Origin of the sequence: Nocardioides sp. LMS-CY, from assembly GCF_018732145.1 — a bacterium.
Lineage (GTDB): Bacteria > Actinomycetota > Actinomycetes > Propionibacteriales > Nocardioidaceae > Nocardioides > Nocardioides soli.
In genome coordinates, this window is the sequence record NZ_CP076104.1 from 2360084 (window position 1) to 2375394 (window position 15311).

The window sequence follows — 15311 nt, forward strand, 5'->3', positions numbered from 1 at the left end:
ATAGGGTGCGCGCATGCTGAGCCGGTCGACCCCCGCGTCCGCCGGCGCGCCACCGTGGCGGGCCGACCTGCGCAGGTCCCGCCGGCTGCTCGCTGACTTCCGGGTCGAGCAGTCCGACCCGCGGCGCTTCTACTCCGCGCTCGCCGCCGACTCCATCGGCCAGCTCGCCGGCTACCTCGCCCTCGACGGGGCCACCGTGCTCGACGTCGGCGGCGGGCCGGGCTACTTCCGCGACGCGTTCCGCGAGGCCGGTGCGACGTACTGGGCCCTCGACGCCGACGTCGGTGAGCTGTCCGGCCTCGGGGACATCGCCGCGGGCACCGTCATCGGCGACGGGATGCGGCTGCCGTTCCGCGACGGGGCGGTCGACCTCTGCTACTCCTCGAACGTGCTCGAGCACGTGTCGCGGCCCTGGGAGATGGCCGACGAGATGCTGCGGGTGACCCGGCCCGGCGGCATCGCCTTCCTGTCGTACACGCTCTGGTACGGGCCGTGGGGCGGGCACGAGACGTCGCCCTGGCACTATCTCGGCGGGGCTCGGGCGCGCCGGCGCTACGCCCGCCGCCACGGGCACGAGCCGAAGAACCGGTACGGCGAGTCGCTCTTCCCGGTGACCGTACGCCAGGGGCTCGCCTGGGCCCGGTCGCAGCCCTGGGGCGAGGTCGTCGACGTGCTGCCGCGCTACCACCCGCGCTGGAGCCACGGGCTGGTCCGGGTGCCCGTGCTGCGCGAGCTGCTCACCTGGAACCTCGTCATCGTGGTGCGCAAGGCGTGATGCCGCCCGACGCCCCGCCCCGGGGGCTGGCCACGTCGCGGTTGCGGATGTGGGGGTACGCCGCGATCCTCGCCGCACTCGCGTTCTCCCAGTCGGCGGGCCGGATGGTCGCCGACACGAAGTTCGACCTGGTCACCGACCCCGCGAAGTTCCTGGGCAACGCACTGCGGCTGTGGGACCCGTCCGCGGCGTTCGGGCAGATCCAGAACCAGGCCTACGGCTACGCCTGGCCGATGGGCCCGTTCTTCCTGCTCGGCGACCTCCTCCAGCTGCCCGGCTGGGTGGTCCAGCGACTGTGGTGGACCCTGCTGCTCTGTGCGGCGTTCTTCGGGATCGTCCGGCTCGCCCAGCGCCTGGGCCTCGGCACGCCGCTGACGCAGGTCGTCGCGGCCTTCGCCTACGTGCTGACGCCGCGGATCACCACGCTCCTCGGCGGGACGTCGGTCGAGATCTGGCCGATGGCGCTCGCGCCGTGGGTGCTGCTCCCGCTGGTCCGCGGCAGCCGGGAGGGCTCGGTACGCCGCGCCGCCGCCGTCAGCGCCCTCGTCGTGGCGTGCTGCGGAGGCGTGAACGCGGTCGCCGTGGCGGCCGTGCTGCCGCTCGGGGTGATCTGGATCCTGACCCGCGGCCCGGGGCCGCGGAAGTGGCCGCTCCTGGGTTGGTGGACGCTGTTCACCGCGCTCGCCACGATGTGGTGGTGGACGCCGCTGATCTTCCTGGGTCGCTACAGCGTCCCGTTCCTCGACTACATCGAGAACGCGACGGTCACCACTGTCCCCACCGACCTGCTGCGCACCCTGATCGGCGAGTCCGACTGGGTCGCCTACTTCGCCGGCATCGACTACCCGGCCGGCCAGTTCCTCGTCACCACGCCGTTCCTGATGCTCGACGCCGCGGTGATCGCGGCGTTCGGGATCGTCGGCGTCGGGCTCGCGAGCAACCCGCACCGCAGGTTCCTGACCTGGGGCGTGCTCGTCGGCCTGGCGCTGGTCGGCCTCGGCTACGCCGGCGACCTCTCCGGCTTCCTCGCCGGCGAGCGCGTCGAGCTGCTCGACGGCCCGCTCGCGCCGCTGCGCAACCTGCACAAGTTCGACGTCGTGCTGCGGGTGCCGCTGATGCTCGGTCTCGCCCAGGTCCTGACGACGCTGCCCGCCCTGGTCCGCGGCCGCCGGGACCGCGCGTCCACCTGGGCGGTCCGGTCGCTGTGGGCCGCGGCCCTGCTCGCCGTGGTCGCGACGACGCTGCCGTGGGCGCAGGACCGCATCGCACCGCGTGAGGGCGTCGTCGAGGTGCCGGACTACTGGTACGACGTGGCGCGCTACCTGCACGACCACGACGACGGCACGGTCTCGCTGGTGCTGCCGGCCTCGAGCTTCGGCGTCTACTCGTGGGGCAACGTCCACGACGACGTCCTCCAGGGGCTGGCCGACAGCCCCTGGGCGGTCCGCAACGTCATCCCGCTCGCCCAACCCGGCAACGTGGCGTTCCTCGACGCCGTCACACGTGCCGTCGAGGCGGGCCGGCCCAGCGACACGCTCGCCGAGGTGCTGGCCGTCAACGGCGTCGGGAGGCTCGTGGTCCGCAACGACCTCGACCGGTTCGAGACGGGCGCACCGGACCCCGCCTACGTCGAGCGGGCGCTGGCGGGCTCGCCGGGCATCCGGCTGGCGAGGTCGTTCGGGCCGACGGTCGGCGCCCCGCCGGTGGACGAGGTCGAGACACCCGAGGGCGACGTCCGGGTGCTGGCCGGCTCCGGCATCGCGGCGGAGGTCGGCTCGGTCGACGTCTACGAGGTCGCCGGCGCTCGCACGATGACGGTCAACGACCCGCCCCCGCTCGTGGGCGATCCCGGCAGCGGCTTCCAGACGGCGGCCGCGGGCCTCGGTGCGGGGCCCTTCGTCCTGCCCGACGACGTCCGCGGCGACGAGGGCGGCGCGATCCTCACCGACGGGAACAAGCGGCGCGAGGTCAACTTCGCCGCGGTGCGCGCCAACCAGTCGGCCACCATGCCCGCGATCCAGCCGTACCGGCTGCGTGGACCCGAGCACCAGCATCGATTCCTGCGCGACCAGGACCGATGGCAGACGACCGAGGCCTGGGCCGGGGACGTCTCGTCGGCCGACGCGAGCACCTCGCAGGCGTACGCCGAGGCACTGCCGCCCCTCGAGCCCGGGACCCATCCCGGCGCGGCCCTCGACCACGACCCGGCCACGGCCTGGCGTTCGGCGCGACAGGTACGGCCGGTGGGGCAGTGGTGGCAGGTGCGGTTCGTCGAGCCGGTTCCGGTGCCCCAGGTGCGCGTGAAGCTGGCGGCCGGCTCCGCACCGGTGGACCAGCTCGTACTCCAGTCCGGCACCCGGTCGCGGCTGGTCCCGGCGCCCGAGCCCGGCGGCTCGCGCACCTACGCCCTCGGCTTCACCGACGCGTCGCTCCTGCGGATCACCGCCGCGGGGACCGACCCGGACCTCGGGGGGTCGTTCTCGCTCGCCGAGGTCGAGGTGCCCGGCATCGTGGCGCAGCGCTTCCTCGACCTGCCGCCGCCCGACCAGCGGATGCCGGTCTCGTCGATCCTGCTCCAGCGGGACCGCGAGCGCGCCGCCTGCGTCGAGGTCGGCTCGGCGTTCCCGTGCGACGACGCGCTCGTCGCGTCGGGGGAGGACGGCGACACGCTGGCCCGGCGCTTCCGGCTCTCCTTCGCCGACACCTACCGGCTGTCCGCGACGGCCTCCCTGCGGCGCACCGTCGACGCCAGCGACCTACTCGCCTCTGGCGTCCGGGTCAGCAGCGACGCCGACGTGCGCGACGTCGCCGAGGGCCCCGTCGCCCTCGCGGACGGCGATCTCGGTACCTCGTGGGTCTCGCGCTCGGCGAGCGAGACCGTGCATCTGGAGTTCCCCGAGCGGCGCCGCATCGACGCGCTCCGGATCTCGGTGGACGACGGAGCGCCCGTCTCCCGGCCGACGCGGGTCGAGCTGACCTCCGGCGACCGGCGTCGGGTGCTGCCGGTCGAGGACGGCGTCGTCCGGGTTCCCGGGTGGCGCGTCGACGAGCTCGACCTGACGGTGCGGGAGGTCGAGCGCGCCTACTCCGCGTCGGGCAGCGAGTTCGTCGAGCTGCCGCCGGGCATCTCCGAGCTGGAGGTCGACGGCGAGTCGCTGAACCCCGGAGCGACGACGCCCCGCAGGTTCCGGTGTGGGACGGGCCCGCGGATCGGGGTCGCGGGCGTGGTGCAGGAGACGGCGCTCACCGCCAGCACCCAGGACCTGATCCGGGGGAGGAGCGTCCCCCTGCGGCTGTGCGAGACGACGGAGGCGGACCTGGACGCCGAGCCCACCTCGGTCCTCGCCGTCCCGACGCTGCTGCGGGCCGAGACCCTGACGCTGGCCGCGGCGGGCTCCGAGCCGAGCTCGCCGCTGTCCGGCGGCGCCGTCCGCCGCGACGCGCGCGGGACCCCGGACGCGGTCGACGTGCCCGCGCGCGACGCCGCGACCGTGCTCACCCTGCCGCAGAACGTCAACGCCGGCTGGCTGGCCACGCTGGACGGACAGGAGCTGTCGGCGACCCGCACGGACGGCTGGAAGCAGGCCTGGCGGCTGCCGGCCGGCGGCGCGGCGACGGTCGAGCTGACCTACCGGCCGGCCGTGCCCTTCGTCGCGCTGCTCGGCCTCAGCGCGCTGGCGGTCCTGGGCGTCCTCGGCGTGGCGCTCTGGCCGCGCCGAGGCGGACGGCGGGAGTCGCCGGGGCTGCGCACCGGTCGGGTGGGGCTGCTCGACGTGGTCGTGGCCCTCGGCTCCGGGGCGCTGCTCGCGGGCTGGTGGGGACTGGGCGGCACGGCGCTCGCCCTCGTGGTCGCGCGGGTGCTGCGCCGGACCTTCGAGGGCTGGGCGTGGCTGGCCGGGCTCGCGGTGCTCGGCGGGGCGCTGGCGCTGAGCGTCGACGTCCTCACGGACCGCTCGTGGGCGACGACCTGGAGCCAGGCATGGGTCCTGGGCGCGGTCTGCCTGCTCGCCGCCGGGCTGGCCGTGGGCGGTCGTCCGGCCGGTCCCGCCGCGGGTCAGCCCGCCGGTCAGCCGGCCGGGAGCACCGCCCCGATCTCCAGGCGCTCGAGACACGCCGTACCGGACGCCACGCGTACGTCGACCGACGCGTAGGCGCCCGGCGCTGGCGTGATCAGCGTGTGCTCCCCCCGCTCCAGCCGGACGTCGACCGTGCGGTCGCCGATCCGCAGTGTGGCGTCGGTGTCGCGAGCCGCGGCGTACCGCAGCCGCAGGTACCAGTCGGGGCCGAGCACCGGACCGTCCAGGACGTGCGTCGTGCGGGCCGTGAGCGCCCGCGCGAAGCAGCCGTCGGCGCCGACGGCCGCCCGCTGGGTCCGCTGCGGCACGAACGTGATCGGGCGGAACCGGCCGGTCGCGTCGACCACCGCGCCGCCGTCGGTCACGGTGGTCGCCACCTGCGGCCCGGGGCTCAGCATCGGGAACATGTGGCGGTAGGTGTTGGTGGGGTAGGCCAGCGGCGCCCACAGCCAGTCCGGCACCGTCCGGTTCAGAAGCACCGCGTCGGGGTCCTCGGCCATCGAGGCGGCGACGTTGCCGTAGTAGCGCTCCGGACTGGTGTCGGTCAGGTTCCGCAGCGGGTAGGACGCCGTGCTCGCCACCGCCAGCGCCAGATAGCCGACCAGGCCGCCGACCACCCACGACGGCCGGGTGATCGACCACGTCGCGCCGGGGCGCGGCTCGGCGGACTGCCGGGCGCCCGGCACCGGCAGGAACGCCAGGCCCGCGGCCAGGGCGACGGTGAGCGCCGACTCGGTCTGGAACCGGAGGTCCAGGGCGATCGCGCTGCCGAAGTAGATGGCGCGGCTGACCGCGATCAGCGCGGCGTTGGCCAGCAGCCCGGCGACCGGGATCAGCCAGGCCCGCAGGCCGTGGCGCCGGGTCATCCCCGACGCGAGCACCACGACCCCGAGGACGACCCAGGAGAGCACGAGCAGCAGCTGCGAGGGGTGCACCTCGCTCTGGGTGACGCCGGAGACCTGCCAGTCGAGCGGGCCGCCGGCCGCGCCGATCGGGAAGGCGACGCCCGCGAGGTCGCGGAGCACCCCGAACAGCGGGCGGCTGCGCACCGAGCCCGCGTCGAAGTTGAGGGCGAAGGGCGCGTACGCCGCGAGGTAGACGAGGACGGCGACCACCTGGAGGACGACCGCCGCGCGGTACCTGTTCCACAGCTGGCGCAGCCGGTCGGGGAACGTGCCCTCCGTGAAGTACAGCAGCGCGACGAGCCAGAGCACGACGAAGCCGGTGAGCGTCCGCTCGACGAACAGCAGGCCGACGGCCATCCAGGCGAACGTGGCGACCAGGGCCGGCCACCGCGGCGAGCGCAGGTAGGCCACGAACGACGACAGCGCCATGATGACCGCGAGCAGCATCGGCACCTGGTTGACCGCCGCGGCCCACCAGATCGTGGCGGGGATCAGGAAGGGGGAGAAGAGGAACAGCACCAGCGGCACCAGCGCCGCCCACCGCACGCCGAAGAGGCGCAGCACGAGCCGCAGCGCGGCGAGGCCGGTGAGCGCGAAGCCGACGATGATCTGCACGGCCGGATAGGCGAACGACATGGCGTCGGCGTGGGCGTTGAGCCAGGTGAGCAGGGCGCCGGCGGGCATCAGGTGCCCGTTGTAGGGCTCGACCAGGTAGGTCCAGGTCAGCGGCCCGTCCAGCGCCCGCTGGATGAAGTAGAAGTCGTCGTAGAAGAACCAGGCCCCCTGGAGCTGCCAGGCCCGGAACGCGGTCGCGACGGCGACCACCAGGAGGCCGGCCAGCAGCACGCCGCGCCCGGCGCTGCGCTGCGGCCGGGCGGCGCGCCCGGCGCCGCTGCCGATCACCGGACCGTCGCCCCCATCGGTCGTGCCTCGCGGTCCATCCGGCTGAAGTACCGGATGTTCTTGGCCCTCAGGATCGGCTTCTCGAACAGGTAGAAGGACGCCGTCGCGAGGACGATCGTCACCGCCAGCGTGGCCCCGGCGACCGTGAGGTAGCGGCCGGTGAAGATCGGGATGTCGAGCACCGCGAACACCGCGTTGAGCACGAGCATGTGGATCGCGAAGATGCCGTAGGAGATCTCGCCCAGCCAGAAGAGCACCGGACCGCTGAGCTGGGTGCGTACCCACCCCTCACGCTCCGGCCCGAACACCAGCGGCAGCACGTAGAGCGCGCCCGCCACGGCGTACAGGACCACCTTGGAGCCGGCCTCCCAGCCGCCGGGGACCAGCAGCTGCCGCGGCCCGGCGAGCGGCGAGCAGGCGATCGCGAAGACGGCGGTGGCCAGGATCCAGCACCCGGGCAGGTCGCGGGCCAGCCGCTCCAGCACGTGGTCGCCGGGCTCGACCGCGAGCTTGGCGGACACCGCGGCGAACCACACGCCCACCAGGAACCACGGTAGGTATCCGGGCAGCCACTGGGCGTAGTGGCCCTCGTGACCCGGGACCTGGGCGACGACCGCCTGCCAGGCGACGCCGGCGACGAACAGCACTCCGGCCCGGCGCAGCACCGACCGCACCTCGAGCCGGTGCCCACCCCGCCGGGGCTGCCAGGTCAGCCACCAGCACAGGAACGGCAGCACGACGTAGAAGGCGACCTCGGTGCACAGGCTCCACATCTGAGTGAGCGAGCTCGGCAGCAGCTCGGGCCAGTAGAGCTGGGTGAGGGTGAGGTTGCGGAGCCAGACCTCCCAGCTCGAGCCGTCGTTCGCCGGGTCGAGGGCGAGCGCGGCGACGACCACCGCCCAGTAGAGCGGCAGGATCCGCAGCGCCCGCTTCCACAGGTAGTGGCGGGTCGACGGCGCGCGCCGGCCCAGGGCGGCGGTGAGGAACCACGGCCGGCTCAGCAGGAAACCGGACAGCACGAAGAACAGGGTGACGCCGAAGTCGAGACGGGCCAGGGCCGCGCCGATCCAGCCGTGGTTGATCTGGCCGGTGTTGAAGGCGGCATGGGTGAGCACGACCATGATCGCGCCGATCGCGCGCACGGCGTTCAGGGTCGGGAACGAGCGGTCCTGGAACGTCATGAGCCGGCCCCGTCGCCGTCGGCGGCGCCGGCCGGGTCGGCCGGCGCGAGAGGACCGGCGGTGACGTCGTCGGTGCACAGCTGGGCGTCGCCGGTCAGGCCCGAGATCGTCACGCTGCCCACGGGCTCGTGCGCGGCGCGGTCGGCGACGAGTGGGGTCCTGACGTACAAGGCGTGGAGTCCTCTCACGATGGTGGCGGAGATCGTCTCACCACCGACCTCGACGGACACGGGGCTGGTGCCGCTGCTGAGGTAGCCGATCCGGACCCAGGAGCGGGCGTTCCAGCGCGCCTCCGGGCCGGGCTCGAGCCCGGTCGGGTTGAGCGGGATGGTGCGCGGCCGGTCGGCGACCCGATAGCCGCAGTCCTGCTCGTCGCCGGGCGGCGCCTGCTCCAGCGGGGTGATCACCGACGGCACGACCCGGCCGTCGTCGGTGACCGTGGCCACGGCGTCGATCGCGGCGTCCGGGAACGAGACGTCCTTGCCGTACGCCGTCAGCAGGTGGCTGAGGGTGTTGTCGGGATAGGAGTAGGCGCCCATCACGACCTCCGGGACCGTGGTGTCGTCCAGGACCAGCGGCTCGGTGGCCGCGTCGAGCGCCGCGAACAGGTGGGCGAAGTAGGCCTGACCGGGGTCATGGGTCTGCCAGTGCCGGACGAACAGCGTCGAGGAGGCCAGCGCGAGCGCGACCGGCACCACGACCGCGACGGCCACCCGGCGCGGATGGTCGAGCAGCGCGCTCGGCCGGCGGACCTCCACGGGCTCGACGGCGCCGCGCACGGGGAGCACCGCCAGGGCGAGCGCGATCGCCGTCACCGCCGCGAGCTCGCCCTGGTAGCGGTAGTCGAGGCTCACGATCGTGCCCAGGTAGGTCACCCGGCCGGCGGTGACGAGCAGGATGTTCGCCGCCACGAAGCCGAGCGGCAGCAGCCAGGCGCGCAGGCTGCGGGTGCGGGCCCGCCGGATCTCCCAGATCACCAGCCCCGCGGCGAGCACGCTGGCCCAGCGCACCGCGCTCACCGGGTCGGGGAAGGCGGCCTGGTCGAGGTAGTGCCACCGCAGCGGGCCGCCGGCCAGGGACGGGAGGTACCCGCGGCCCACCATGTTCCACGCGACCTCGGCCAGGCTGCCGTCGGTGGCCGCGCCGGGGTCGAAGTCGAGCGCGGTGGTCACGTAGGCGAGGAGGTAGGCGCCGAGCGCCACGGCGTACACGACGACCCCGCGCGCGTAGGTGCGCAGCACGGTGACCGCCCGCACTCCCAGGGTGCCGGAGGCGAAGTAGGCGAGCGCCAGGAACGCGACGGCGCCGAAGAGCAGGATCGTCTTCTCGAAGAAAGCCAGGCCGAACGCCGACCACGCGACCGTGAGCAGGGCGTACCTCAGCCGCCGGGTGCGCAGGTACGTCGCGTGCGTGCCGAGCCCCGCGAAGAGGGCGATGTGCCAGGGCAGCTGGTTGACCCCCGCCGCCCACCAGATCGCCACGGGGGTGGTGATCACGCTGAAGAGGTAGAACGCGAGCGGGGGCAGGATGCCGGGACGCCACCCGAACATCCGGACCAGCATCCACAGCAGCGCCGCGGCGGCGCCGGCCTGCAGCACCAGCAGCATCGTCGCGGTGACCCGGAAGTCGTACGGCGCGAGGGCGTCGGCCAGCCAGGAGAGGTACATCCCGCCCGGCATCAGGTGGCCGATGTAGGGCTCGAGCGCGGCGGTGGGGCTGGGGCCGGCGCCGGCCATCCGGGCCATGAAGTTGAAGTCGTCGTAGTGGTACCAGGAGCCGTAGGTCGCCCAGGCCCGGAAGGCGAGCTGGGCGGCGATCATCGCGACGGCCGTGACGAGGATGCCGCGCCGCGACCAGGTCATGACGACGAGTCGGGGACCGGGGCCCCGAGCACGAGGTCGGTGACGCAGAGGTCGCTCCCGCGCGGGTAGTCGCTCAGCTCGACCTCGTCGAACTCACCGGCCGCCTGGACGAAGACGTCGTGCTCGCCGGCCGGCAGTTCCAGGTCATGGATCTCCTCGCCGGCCGTCAGGGTCAGCGACGTCGCGCGCGGAGCCTCGTAGCTCATCTCGATCCACCACCCGCCGCCCAGGACGGGGCCGTCGAGCGGGATGGTCGTCGTGTCGTCCTCGAGCCGGTAGCCGCACCCTCCGGTCCTCTTCATCGACCGGGCCGGGTCGATGGTCACCGGGGCCAGGCGGCCGTCGTCGTCGAGGATGAACAGCTCGTCGACCGCCGAGCGCGGGAAGGACGTCTTGTCGGCGTAGGGCCGCAGCACGTGGCGGTAGGAGTTCTCGGGGAAGCGGAAGGACCAGAGCAGGGTCTGGGGGATGCCGCGATCGACGAGCGGCACGGGGTGCTCGGGGGCGGCCGCGAGGGTGGTGCGGGCGTTGCGGAAGAACTCGGGGGAGTCGTTGCGGCTCTGCCACAGGTCGACGTAGCGCACGGTCGAGACCAGCGCGAGCGCGGTGACGACCAGCGCGACGCCGCCGACGAACGCGCGGCCCTCGTAGCTGCGGGGTACGCCTGCGCGCGGCGCGTTCTGCTCGACGGCGCCCCGCAGCGGCAGGAAGGCCAGCCCGAGGCAGAGGGCGGCCACCGCGGCGGACTCGGTCTGGTAGCGGTACTCGCGGCCGATCTCCGGGCCGACGATCGCCGCGCGGGCGCTGGCGAGCAGCACCACGTTGGCGAGCATCGTGAAGCCGAGCAGCGACCAGGCGCGCTTGCTGAGCACCCGGCTGAAGACGGCGTACGCGACGGTGCCGGCGACGCCGGCCCACGAGGCCAGCAGGAGCAGGTCGGACGGGTCGGCCAGGGAGCCGACGTTCAGGGCCTGCCACGTGATCGGGCCGCCGACGAGGCCGGCGGACAGCGCGACGCCCACGAGGTTCCAGGCGATCGGACCCCACGCCACGTCGGCCGACTCCTCGAGACCGAAGTCCAGTCCCCAGTGCACGTAGGCGGCGAGGTAGCCGGCGGCGACCAGGCCGTGCGCGACGATGCCCAGCCGGTAGCGGTCCCACAGTCCGCGGAGTCGCACCGGCGTGTTCCCGGTGCCGAACCAGCAGAGGGCGACCAGGGCGTAGATCCCGAAGAGGATCATCGTCTTCTCGTAGAAGAGCAGGCCGAAGACGGTCCACAGCAGGGTGGCCACGAGGTGGCGGGTCCGGCGGGTGCGCAGGTACGCCAGGTGCGCCGTGAGCCCGAACCCGAGCGCGATCTGCAGCGGGAGCTGGTTGATGCCGGCGGCGAACCAGATGCCGGCGGAGAGCGTGAAGACCCAGAACAGGTAGACCGCGAGCAGCACCAGCACGAACGGTCGCCGCCCGAACATCGAGACCAGTAGCCGGAAGAAGCCGATCGCGGCCACGGCCTGGAGCACGAGCAGCGTGAGCGCCCAGGGCCACCACTCGTACGCCGCCCAGTCGGTCAGCAGCCGGACGACGGCGAAGCCCGCCGGCATCAGGTGGCCGCCGTACGACTCGAGCAGGTAGTCGGCGTCGAAGGGCTGGTTCATCGCCCGGGACATGAACGCCAGGTCGTCGAAGTAGAACCACGACCCCGACAGGGCCCAGGCGCGCACCCCGAGCTGACCGGCGATCAGGAGCGCGCCGAGCACGAGGAAGCGGTCGGGGCGGCGCGGCACGCCGGGACTATGTCACATCGGGAAGCCGAGAAGTCAGACCGGGAAGCCGAGAAAAGATTTCGACACGAGTGTGATCCACGCCTCACATCTACTGGCCAGTACTGCTACGGTGCGGGCGCAACCGACAACCGCTGGGAGGGCATCGTGAAGCGCAAGGTGTTCGGCTTCGTCCTGGTCGGCCTCGGCACCTTCCTCCTGGTGGCCGGCGTGCTCGCGGTGACCTGGGCGCCCGGTCAGGTGAAGAGGCTGCCGCTCGATGTCAACCAGACGACGAACCTCGACGGCACCGTGCGCAAGCTCGACGCGGCCACGGGCGAGCTCGTCGAGAACCCGGTCAAGGTCCAGAACATCACCCAGGTCGACGCGGACGCCTCGGACGGCGAGACCGCGGTCTGGGTGCAGAAGACCTGCGTGGTGATCGACGTCGACGACCCGCCGGCCTGCGTCGACGGCGACGACGAGCGCCTGGTCAGTGCGGAGATCGAGGTGTTCGCGACCGACCGGGTGACCGCGGAGTCGGTGCCCGACTTCGGGGGCCTGCCCGCGGACGCGACGCCGACCGACGGCCTGGTCAACAAGTGGCCGTTCGACTCCCAGAAGCAGGACTACGAGTACTGGGACGGCACCGTGGGCGCCGCGGTCCCCGCGGTCTACGACCGCGAGGAGACGCTCCTGGGCGTCGACTGCTACGTCTACACGATCTCCATCAGCGACGCGCCGATCGAGATCGCCGACGGCATCCCCGGCACCTACGACAACGAGATCGAGATCTGGGTCGAGCCGCAGACGGGCGCGATCCAACAGCAGACCCAGGACCAGCAGCGCTACCTCGACGACGGCACGCAGGTCCTCGACCTCAAGATCGGCTTCACCGACGACCAGCAGCAGGCCAGCGCCGACGACGCCGAGGACAACATGGGCCTGCTGCGGCTGCTGCTCTTCTGGGTGCCGCTGCTGGGGTTCGTGGGTGGCGCACTCTGCCTGGTCGCCGGCGCACTGCTGCTGCTCAGCGTGCGCCGCGGGGGCCGCAGCGGCGACGCCGAGCACAAGGAGCTCGCGGGCTCGTCCGCCTGATCACCGGTGGCCCGGCCGCAGCCCGGAACCGCTCGCGACGCCGCACATCGGTGGATCCGGCTCAGTCGAGCCGCGCCCCGAAGATCGCCGTGCCGGGGGTGAGTCGACCGCGCACGCCCGACCAACCGCCCCACACCCGCTCGTGGCCCTCGGGCCACTCCGGCTCGAGCAGGTCGGTGATGACGAAGCCGTGGCCGGCGAGCAGGGCGACCCAGTCCCCGAGCGTGCGGTGGTGCTCGACGTACGCGACCACCCCCGTCGCGTCGTCGATCTCGACGTACGGCGTGCGGTCCCAGTAGGACTGGCTCGCGGTCAGGCCCTCCTCGCCCGGGTCGTCGGGGAACATCCAGCGGGTGGGGTGGGTGATCGAGAAGGCGTAGCGCCCGCCGGAGCGGAGCACCCGCGCGGTCTCCGCGACGGCGACGTCGATGTCGCTGACGAACTGGAGCGCGCCGAACGACGAGAACACCACGTCGAAGGAGTCGTCGCGGAAGGGGAGCGCGGTGGCGGTGCCGAGCACCGACGGGACCGGGAGCTCGGTGTCGAGGTCGATCCGGCGGGAGTGCTGCAGCTGGCGGAAGGACAGGTCGAGGCCGTACGCGCGCCCGCCCTGCGCGCGGACCCAGCGCGAGCACTGGCCCGCGCCCGAGCCGACCTCGAGGACGTCGCGCCCGGCCAGGTCGCCGAGGATCCCGGCCCGCGCCTCGGTGAGGCCCTCGGGCCCCCACACGAAGCCCACATCGCCGAGGAACTCGCCGTGGGTGGCCTGGTACTCGTCGGCGTACCGGTCCCAGTCCGGACCGTTGGCCCGACGGGACTCCTCCTCGGAGACCGGTCGGCGTTCGACCCGCACAGGGGGATGGTTCTCCACGTTCGGGAGAGTAGTCCCGCGACGCGAGGGCCGGAGCGGCGGGCGGGCCGGCGGGCGCGGGTTGGACGCACGTCCGCCGCCCCGCGTAGTCTTTAGGTTGCGCCGGAGGTCTGCCCGGGTCCCAGACGGAGCGGACACGTGCTCGCTATCTCTCCACGAGCGGTGAAACCGACCTTCGACGTGCCCGCACGACACCATCCATCCAAGGACACACCTTCCTTATGACGAGCAGCATCTCGACCCTCCCCGACATCACCGACGCGCCGCAGGTTGCGGTCAACGACATCGGGTCGGAGGAGGACTTTCTCGCCGCGATCGACGCGACCATCAAGTACTTCAACGACGGTGACATCGTGGATGGCACCATCGTCAAGGTCGACCGGGACGAGGTCCTGCTCGACATCGGCTACAAGACCGAGGGCGTCATCCCCTCGCGTGAGCTGTCGATCAAGCACGACGTCGACCCCAACGAGGTCGTCGAGGTCGGCGACAAGGTCGAGGCCCTGGTCCTCCAGAAGGAGGACAAGGAAGGCCGCCTGATCCTGTCCAAGAAGCGCGCCCAGTACGAGCGCGCCTGGGGCACGATCGAGCAGGTCAAGGAGGAGGACGGCGTCGTCGAGGGCACCGTCATCGAGGTCGTCAAGGGCGGCCTGATCCTCGACATCGGCCTGCGCGGCTTCCTGCCGGCCTCCCTCGTCGAGATGCGCCGGGTCCGCGACCTGCAGCCCTACGTCGGCCAGACGCTCGAGGCGAAGATCATCGAGCTCGACAAGAACCGCAACAACGTGGTCCTGTCGCGTCGTGCGTGGCTCGAGCAGACCCAGTCCGAGGTCCGCCACGGCTTCCTGACCCAGCTCCAGAAGGGCCAGATCCGCAAGGGCGTCGTGTCCTCGATCGTCAACTTCGGTGCGTTCGTGGACCTCGGCGGCGTCGACGGCCTCGTGCACGTCTCGGAGCTGTCCTGGAAGCACATCGACCACCCGTCCGAGGTCGTCGCCGTGGGCGACGAGGTCACCGTCGAGGTCCTCGACGTGGACATGGACCGCGAGCGTGTCTCCCTGTCGCTGAAGGCGACCCAGGAGGACCCGTGGCAGCACTTCGCCCGCACCCACCAGATCGGTCAGATCGTCCCGGGCAAGGTCACCAAGCTGGTGCCGTTCGGTGCGTTCGTCCGCGTCGAGGAGGGCATCGAGGGCCTGGTGCACATCTCCGAGCTCGCCGAGCGTCACGTCGAGATCCCCGAGCAGGTCGTCCAGGTCAACGACGACGTCATGGTCAAGATCATCGACATCGACCTCGAGCGTCGCCGGATCTCGCTGTCGCTCAAGCAGGCCAACGAGACCGCGGCCGCCGCGGACGTCGAGGAGTTCGACCCGACGCTGTACGGCATGACCGCGACGTACGACGAGCAGGGCAACTACGTCTACCCCGAGGGCTTCGACCCCGAGACGGGCGAGTGGCTCGAGGGCTTCGACGAGCAGCGCGCGACCTGGGAGGACCAGTACGCCAAGGCGCACGCCCGCTGGGAGGCCCACGTCAAGCAGCAGGCCGAGGCCAAGAAGGCCGAGGTCGAGGCCGGCGAGGCGACGTCGTACTCCTCCTCGGCGGCCGACGAGGGCGACGCCGGCGGCTCGCTCGCCTCCGACGAGGCGCTGCAGGCCCTTCGCGAGAAGCTCACCGGCGGCAACTAGGAGCGCCGTCCGGCGGAGCGTCCGCTGCGTTGGCGGGCCTCGACGACCGCTCCGCTCCAAGGTCGCCTTCGGCCCGCCGCCTTGCGGCCGCACGCGCCGGACGACGCTCCTCTGGCGACTGCCGCAGAGCGACTGCAACACCACGACGAGGGCCCGCCCCGGGAGACCGGGGCGGGCCCTCGTCCGTTC

9 protein-coding genes are annotated in these 15311 nt (G+C 72.7%); 4 read left to right on the top strand and 5 right to left on the bottom strand.

The features are described 5' to 3' along the window. Positions 1–13 precede the first annotated feature (13 nt). A complete protein-coding gene (locus tag KM427_RS11405; protein WP_215527253.1) occupies positions 14–775 on the top strand; it encodes a class I SAM-dependent methyltransferase in 762 nt (253 codons plus the stop codon). After that, positions 775–4926: an alpha-(1->3)-arabinofuranosyltransferase domain-containing protein gene (locus tag KM427_RS11410; RefSeq protein WP_215527254.1), complete on the top strand. Its 4152-nt coding sequence runs from the start codon at positions 775–777 to the stop codon at positions 4924–4926. Before KM427_RS11405 ends, KM427_RS11410 begins: the two co-directional genes overlap by 1 nt. Here KM427_RS11410 and KM427_RS11415 read toward each other — a convergent pair. From KM427_RS11415 to KM427_RS11430, 4 genes are read right to left on the bottom strand one after another with little or no spacing between them, the layout of a single operon-like run. Further along, positions 4842–6659: a hypothetical protein gene (locus tag KM427_RS11415; protein ID WP_215527255.1), complete on the bottom strand. Its 1818-nt coding sequence runs from the start codon at positions 6657–6659 to the stop codon at positions 4842–4844. The genes KM427_RS11410 and KM427_RS11415 overlap by 85 nt on opposite strands. Next, positions 6656–7840 carry an acyltransferase family protein gene (locus tag KM427_RS11420; protein ID WP_215527256.1) on the bottom strand — a complete coding sequence of 395 codons (1185 nt, stop codon included), beginning with the start codon at positions 7838–7840 and terminating at the stop codon, positions 6656–6658. Before KM427_RS11420 ends, KM427_RS11415 begins: the two co-directional genes overlap by 4 nt. Next, entirely contained in the window at positions 7837–9702 is a 1866-nt protein-coding gene (locus tag KM427_RS11425; protein ID WP_215527257.1) for a hypothetical protein, read from the bottom strand. The genes KM427_RS11420 and KM427_RS11425 overlap by 4 nt, the downstream gene beginning before the upstream one ends. Further along, the gene (locus tag KM427_RS11430; protein ID WP_215527258.1) at positions 9699–11486 is read right to left on the bottom strand and encodes a hypothetical protein; all 1788 of its coding nucleotides are present in this window, start codon (positions 11484–11486) and stop codon (positions 9699–9701) included. The genes KM427_RS11425 and KM427_RS11430 overlap by 4 nt, the downstream gene beginning before the upstream one ends. Before the next feature lie 144 nt (positions 11487–11630). Between KM427_RS11430 and pgfA the strand changes: the two genes are divergently transcribed. After that, positions 11631–12560 (top strand): cell envelope lipid trafficking protein PgfA, encoded by a 930-nt coding sequence (gene pgfA / locus KM427_RS11435; RefSeq protein ID WP_183590311.1) that lies wholly within the window; start codon positions 11631–11633, stop codon positions 12558–12560. 61 nt (positions 12561–12621) lie between these two features. Here the strand turns inward: pgfA and KM427_RS11440 are convergent, their stop codons facing one another. After that, the gene (locus KM427_RS11440) at positions 12622–13431 is read right to left on the bottom strand and encodes a class I SAM-dependent methyltransferase (protein ID WP_183590310.1); all 810 of its coding nucleotides are present in this window, start codon (positions 13429–13431) and stop codon (positions 12622–12624) included. A gap of 221 nt (positions 13432–13652) precedes the next feature. Between KM427_RS11440 and rpsA the strand changes: the two genes are divergently transcribed. Beyond that, entirely contained in the window at positions 13653–15122 is a 1470-nt protein-coding gene (gene rpsA, locus KM427_RS11445; RefSeq protein ID WP_183590309.1) for a 30S ribosomal protein S1, read from the top strand. Positions 15123–15311: the final 189 nt, after the last annotated feature.

Bases quoted from the DNA above. Each gene is read 5' to 3' on its own strand.
- KM427_RS11405 (WP_215527253.1), top strand. From the start codon at position 14: ATGCTGAGCCGGTCGACCCCCGCGTCCGCCGGCGCGCCACCGTGGCGG.
- KM427_RS11410 (WP_215527254.1), top strand. From the start codon at position 775: ATGCCGCCCGACGCCCCGCCCCGGGGGCTGGCCACGTCGCGGTTGCGG.
- KM427_RS11420 (WP_215527256.1), bottom strand. From the start codon at position 7,840: ATGACGTTCCAGGACCGCTCGTTCCCGACCCTGAACGCCGTGCGCGCG.
- KM427_RS11425 (WP_215527257.1), bottom strand. From the start codon at position 9,702: ATGACCTGGTCGCGGCGCGGCATCCTCGTCACGGCCGTCGCGATGATC.
- rpsA (WP_183590309.1), top strand. From the start codon at position 13,653: ATGACGAGCAGCATCTCGACCCTCCCCGACATCACCGACGCGCCGCAG.